General features: G+C 78.9%; 1 protein-coding gene. It reads right to left on the bottom strand.

The window, feature by feature from the left end; all coding sequences use genetic code 11:
- A partial coding sequence (locus AAE045_RS24075; protein ID WP_455549818.1) for a hypothetical protein occupies nt 1-256 on the bottom strand: 256 nt, incomplete at both ends.

Raw genomic sequence — 256 nt, 5'->3', positions numbered from 1 at the left:
ACCAGCACTTCGCCGGAGGTGCCCGAACGCAGCGCGTCGGCCGGGTAACGCGGGGCCGGGGTGCTGACCGGGCGCAGGCTCGGCGCCGCGGCGGCCTGGCGGGTGGCCGCGGCCTGCTGGGCAGCGGCCTGCTGCTGGCGCTGTTCGGCCTCGCGGCGGGCGGTGGCCTGACGCTCGGCATCCTGGCGGTCGGTGTCGCGGCGCGCGGCTTCCTGCTGCGCGGCGATCTGCCGCGCGGCCTCGGCTTCGGTGCTCT

The sequence above is a fragment of the Dryocola clanedunensis genome, from assembly GCF_038405435.1.
In the GTDB taxonomy this organism is placed as follows: Bacteria; Pseudomonadota; Gammaproteobacteria; order Enterobacterales; family Enterobacteriaceae; genus Dryocola; species Dryocola clanedunensis_A.
The sequence above is the reverse complement of the archived record's forward strand: the minus strand, read 5'-3'. Positions and strand labels throughout refer to the sequence as shown.